This window comes from Aquabacterium sp. (genome assembly GCF_048860245.1).
Taxonomy (GTDB): domain Bacteria; phylum Pseudomonadota; class Gammaproteobacteria; order Burkholderiales; family Burkholderiaceae_C; genus Aquabacterium.
On record NZ_JBLIZW010000108.1, the window covers coordinates 1 to 4,994 of the forward strand.

The 4,994-nt window shown below is 63.3% G+C and carries 6 protein-coding genes; 1 reads left to right on the plus strand and 5 read right to left on the minus strand.

Annotated features, from left to right (window positions below; all coding sequences use genetic code 11):
• On the minus strand, positions 1 to 904 hold a 904-nt coding region (locus ACMV18_RS12365), incomplete at its 3' end, for an MFS transporter (protein ID WP_420818097.1).
• Positions 905 to 1,077: 173 nt separating this feature from the next.
• Between ACMV18_RS12365 and infA the strand changes: the two genes are divergently transcribed.
• On the plus strand, positions 1,078 to 1,335 hold the full coding sequence (gene infA / locus ACMV18_RS12370) for a translation initiation factor IF-1 (protein WP_420818098.1): 258 nt from the start codon (positions 1,078 to 1,080) through the stop codon (positions 1,333 to 1,335).
• Between the two features lie 12 nt (positions 1,336 to 1,347).
• On the opposite strand, the gene ACMV18_RS12375 is transcribed toward infA, so the two are convergent.
• The 4 genes from ACMV18_RS12375 to ACMV18_RS12390 form a co-directional block, all read right to left on the minus strand.
• Positions 1,348 to 2,394 (minus strand): M14 family metallopeptidase, encoded by a 1,047-nt coding sequence (locus ACMV18_RS12375; RefSeq protein ID WP_420818099.1) that lies wholly within the window; start codon positions 2,392 to 2,394, stop codon positions 1,348 to 1,350.
• Positions 2,395 to 2,418: 24 nt separating this feature from the next.
• Complete coding sequence (locus ACMV18_RS12380; RefSeq protein WP_420818100.1) at positions 2,419 to 3,831, minus strand: hypothetical protein; 1,413 nt, start codon at positions 3,829 to 3,831, stop codon at positions 2,419 to 2,421.
• Positions 3,832 to 3,947: 116 nt separating this feature from the next.
• Positions 3,948 to 4,373 carry a hypothetical protein gene (locus tag ACMV18_RS12385; protein ID WP_420818101.1) on the minus strand — a complete coding sequence of 142 codons (426 nt, stop codon included), beginning with the start codon at positions 4,371 to 4,373 and terminating at the stop codon, positions 3,948 to 3,950.
• 161 nt (positions 4,374 to 4,534) lie between these two features.
• On the minus strand, positions 4,535 to 4,852 hold the full coding sequence (locus ACMV18_RS12390) for a hypothetical protein (protein WP_420818102.1): 318 nt from the start codon (positions 4,850 to 4,852) through the stop codon (positions 4,535 to 4,537).
• Between the last annotated feature and the right edge of the window lie 142 nt (positions 4,853 to 4,994).

The following is a 4,994-nucleotide window of genomic DNA, read 5'->3' on the forward strand; positions in this document are numbered from 1 at the left end:
CCGCCAGTGCCATGGCCCAGCCGATGGTGCGCTCCAGCCGCTCCACTCGCGCGACCATGAAGCCGCCGATCACCATGCCCACCGCACCGCACAGCATGTAGCCCGTGACCACGAAGGCGGTCGCCGCCCCTGGCAGGCCATACAGTTGTTGCAGGGCTGGACTGGCAAAGCTCTGGATGGCGCTCAGTGCCGAGGTGGTCCAGAAAAAGAACGAGAACGACAGCCACACGGCCGGTAACGCGAGGAAGGCGAACGGGTGCGCAGCAGGCTGCCCTGCGGGGGTGTTCAAGGCGTGAGGCGCATGGTGGTCATTCACCGCTTCGCGTTGCCACACCAGGATGGTCAGCACCGTCAGTCCCATGGCCGCCGTGCAAAGATAGGCTAGGCGCCAGTGCCCCAGGGCGCTGCTCAGCCCGATCAACACCACCGGTGCCAGGGCCCAGCCCAGGTTGCCGCTGATGCCATGCACCGAGAACGCATGGCCCAGTCGTGCGGGGGATACTCGCCGGTTGAGGATCGTGAAGTCCACCGGGTGAAACGGCGCGTTGCCCAGACCCGCCAGGATGGACGCCAGCATCAGCCCGGCATAGCTGTGTGCCGACGCAGCGGCCAGCGATGCCCCCACAAAACAGGTGAGTGCGGCAAACAGAACGGGTCGTGCGCCCTTGCGGTCGACCAAAAAACCGGCCAGTGCCTGACCGATGCCCGACACGGCAAAAAACACCGACACCAGCAAACCCAGCTGCGCGTAGCTCAGCCCGAAGTCCCGGATGAAGACTGGAAACAGCGGCGGCAGCAACATGTGATGAAAGTGCGAGGTGCCGTGGGCCAGGCCGATCAGGCCGATGGTGCGGGCATCCTGCCCCGGAAGACTGGTGGGGTAAGTGACGGGTTCGGTGCGCATTAGCACACTTTACTTGTCATCACGTTATAATGCTCGGTTATCTGCAATAACCATTCGACCTCTTTCGACCCGGCTCTTGCGTAACCCTTGACGCTGCGACGCGTCGACGAGGTGGCAGGGGGATGACCGGTGGCCTGGGGGCTCGATCCCCGTTGCTTATCTGGAGCAGCCTCATGGCCAAGGAAGAACTGATTGAAATGAATGGCGTGGTCGACGAAGTCCTGCCGGACTCGCGTTTCCGCGTCACCCTCGAAAACGGTCACCAGTTGATTGCCTACACCTCGGGCAAGATGAAGAAGCACCACATCCGCATCCTGGCGGGTGACAAGGTGTCGCTGGAGCTGTCGCCCTACGATCTGACCAAGGGCCGCATCACCTTCCGTCATATCGAGCGCAACGGCAGCTTCCCGGGTTCCGGCCCACGTCGCTGATCTGGTGCTGGGTCAGGCCTTCGCGGCCTGACGCACCCGTTCAAACGGCACTCGCTCCATCAGGTAGCACAGGCAGTCCTGGCGCACCACGCGGGCATCGAGTGTCAACATGGCCGGCATCGCTGGCCGTTTCAGCCGCAGTTCCCCGTCGGCCGTGTCGAACATCGACGCGGCCACGTCCTCATTGGCTTCGTCCAGGGCTTGAAGGGGCTGCGCATGCCGCGTCTGCCCGAATGACGCCCCTGCCTGCAACTCCACAAAGTTCTTGTGATCGAGTTGGGGGTCGAAGTTGACCGCCCGATGCGGGTCGCCAAAGCCAAAATTCACCTCAGGGGCCACCTTGACCAGTGCGAGGGTGTGGTACAGATCCAGATCCTGCTCACGGACCTCGTGGGTCGGGAATTCCGACAGATGCAGGCAGGCCTCGATGAACCGGGCCGCTGCGGCTTCGTTGGCCGGCACACCGGGCTTGCCGCATTCCACCGTGACCGAGGGGCACAGCGGGCTGAACGCCCCGGTCTGAGAACCCGGCGGACCCTTGAACCACACCACCGTGCGCGACATCAGCATGGCCAGGTGCAAGGTGGCGGGATCCAGTCGGTTGACGACCCCATAGTGAGGGTTGAGGCCGGTGTTGTTGTGGATGTCGATGCTGGCGAACAGGCCGCGCTGCACCATGATGTCGTGCACCTCGGTCATGACCGCACATTCGGGCGTGCCTTCGTGTTGCACCGTGCCGGGCCACACCCGGTTGTAGTCCGGTTGCCCGTCCAGGCGTCGCACGCCCTCCTGGGCCGCGGTGACATTGCCTATCAGGATGGACAGGGCCCGTGGCAGCTCACGGCCGGCATGGGCCTTGAGCACCTGCTGGATGGCGACCAGCCCCACATCTTCATTGCCGTGCAGCAGCACGGAGACGAACAACTCGGGCGTCCGCCGCCCCGGAAGGTGGATGAGCGTGGGGCCCGGCAGGACGCGGTGTAAATCGCGGGCCGAGGTATCCAGAAAGCCCTCGGGCAGGGCATACAGGCGAGTCAGTTGAAGCGGTGCAATCGTCATGGCGGGTGGGTGAAGCCAATGGGGTTATAGGGGCCACTCGTGGACGGGGGCGCCGCTGCGTTGGTGGGCCAGATAGTCGGCAGTGAGCTTGAAGAGATCGTGATGCCGGGCATGGTGCGCCAGTTGCCAGGCAGCGCCGTTTTGCCCGGTGCGCAGACGCAGGGTCACCACGTCCAGATAGCGGTCGATGTCGGTGGCGGCAATGCCCAGGCGATTCAGGCCTTCACGCGCCAGCGGCAGCAGTTGGGTCAGCAGCTCTTGGGCCGACCACACCTTGCCATCCAGCCAGGTCTGTGGGGCTTGCAGGCCTTCTCGAGCCGCGGTGTAGAAGTTGGTGCGTGCCGTGTCGAAGGGCACAAGCCGTTCGGGCGGCAAGGGTTGGGTGGCAAGCATGTGCACGGCGCCATAAAAGAAGGCGGCATTGGCCCACATGTCGATCAGGCTGGGGCCGGCCGGCATCACGCGCTGCTCCAGTCTCAAATGGGGCTGCTGCTGCGCATCCCACCCGATCAGCAGCCGATTCCAGCGCCACACCGTGCCGTTGTGCAAGCGCAAGTGCGCAAAGTCGTCGAGCGGCGCATCGCTGCACAAGGGCAGCAAGACGGGATAGCGCAACAGGTTGTCGTCAAACAGTTCGGTGACATCGGGTCCGACGTAGCCATGCCCGAACGTCACGCGATGGCCCGCATCGTCGTCGCCACAGGCCACGGCTTGCTCGAACAGGGGGATGCGTGTTTCATGCCACAAGGCCTGCCCGAACAGGAAGGGGGAGTTGGCCGAGAGTGCGATCAGGGGCCCGCTGAGGAGCGTGGCGGCGTTCAGGTAGCGATGCATGTGCTGCGCCGGCGCCTGCAGGTGGAGCTGAAACGATGTGGTGCCCGCTTCGAGCATCACATCGCGGTGCGTGGTATCGAGCTGCGTCAGCCCTTCAATCTTCAGCGTCAGCGGGCGTCCACCCCGAGCCCGCAGCACCCGCTCGTTCAGCGCGCGGTAGCGGCTTGCGGGCGTCATGCTGGCCAGGTTCAGGTCTACCTCACGCAGCGTGGGCAACGTCCCGATGGCCAACACCGAGCCTCCGTCTGCATGGGCCGTGTGGGCGCAGGCCGACCAGGTCTCAGCCAGCGCCTGCGCCATGTGGCTCAGGCCCCGCCCGGTGAGGGGCTGCGGCAGACCATTGAGTTCGATGTTGAAGCGGGACAACTCCGGCACCACCAAGGGGCTGGCCAAGGCTTGGAGAAAGCGCTGGTTGCAAGGCTTGGGATAGAAGTTGCGGTCCAGCAGCCACGCCTCCAGCTCGTACCCCGCCGTCATGCCGGTGCGTGCAAAGCCGCCTTGCTGAAACAACGTACGGGCCAAACGTGTTTCAGCGGCCAAAGCGGAGTCAAAGCGCGCTTGATCTTGCTCGGAGAAATGACTGGCGTGTATCTCTTGTCCCATGCCCCAACTCATGCAGCCGTGAGGCTTTCATGATGAACCGATTGGCTGGGGGCGTGGGCGCAGGCCGCGAGGGGCTTGATGGAGGTCAAGCGTGATGGGTGCGGCAGCGTATTCCGTCAGCGATCAGGCTGATAGACCGCTTTGCATTGGTAGACGGCGCCGTTGTCCACACGCAGGGTGAAAAAACGCTGGCTGTCTGCTTGAGATTGGAATGGCCAATGGGGTGTGGGGCCAAAACGTTCCAGTGTGAGGGTTGCGCCATTGTTCAGCGTGCCCAACAGCCTTTGATCTTGGGCCTCGAAGGACACCAGGGCCCACAAGCGCGCGATGCCCTTGCCACCCGAATGGGGCGCGGGACTGATTTCAATGCCCAACACCCGGGCCCGCTGTTCGTGCGGCATCTCCGGCAATGGAGTGGCACTCGACAGGGCGGCGCTGACGCCCAAGGTCAAGCTGGATTTGCCGTTCCTGCAATCGAAGATCTCGGAGTCGCTGAATTGCTGGATGAAGCGCGTTTCGGTGCGCTCTGTACGTTCGGCCATGCGCCCGTGATTCACGTCATTGGCCCCATACCCTGATTGGGGAAGCCCCCCCATGTTCATCAGGAACAAACAAGTGGCTGTGGCGCGGAAAGGCCTGCTGCGCATACGGTGCGACCTGCTTTTGCGGTGCGCCATGCCATCTCTGTGTGCGCTGGATCCGATCATGGCTGGAAATACCGCAGGGGCCGGTTTGCGGAGGGCGTTTCCCTTTGCCGCTTGAGTTTGCGATCGAAGCGCTTGTAAAAGGGCTGTGCCAATGGGGTGCCCTCGTCCAGGTTGATCAGTTGCCCCATCAGAAACAGTCGATCACCTTGCTGGGTCGGGCGAGTCTCCCACTGGGTGCGCAAGAGATGGCAGACGTGCGGCGTCGCCCGATCAGCGACCAAGGCGCCTTGGGGGCCGAATTCGGCGGTTTGGAACGTGCGCCGGCCAGGCTGGTCTGGATCCAGCACATTCACGAGCCATTCTTGTGCGCCCATACCCCCCGAGTTCGACACCAAATGCTGTAAGTGGTTGATTTGACTAGGTTGACCTAGTCAGCGTGCCACTACAGGAGGGATAACTGGAGTTCGTTGCTGAGCTTTTTGACCTTCAAGGCGGCCATGGTGGCGGCCTGATCTT

Coding starts and splice junctions, on each gene's coding strand:
- ACMV18_RS12375 (WP_420818099.1), bottom strand. CDS start 2,394: ATGACGATTGCACCGCTTCAACTGACTCGCCTGTATGCCCTGCCCGAG.
- ACMV18_RS12390 (WP_420818102.1), bottom strand. CDS start 4,852: ATGGGCGCACAAGAATGGCTCGTGAATGTGCTGGATCCAGACCAGCCT.
- ACMV18_RS12380 (WP_420818100.1), bottom strand. CDS start 3,831: ATGGGACAAGAGATACACGCCAGTCATTTCTCCGAGCAAGATCAAGCG.
- infA (WP_420818098.1), top strand. CDS start 1,078: ATGGCCAAGGAAGAACTGATTGAAATGAATGGCGTGGTCGACGAAGTC.
- ACMV18_RS12385 (WP_420818101.1), bottom strand. CDS start 4,373: ATGGCCGAACGTACAGAGCGCACCGAAACGCGCTTCATCCAGCAATTC.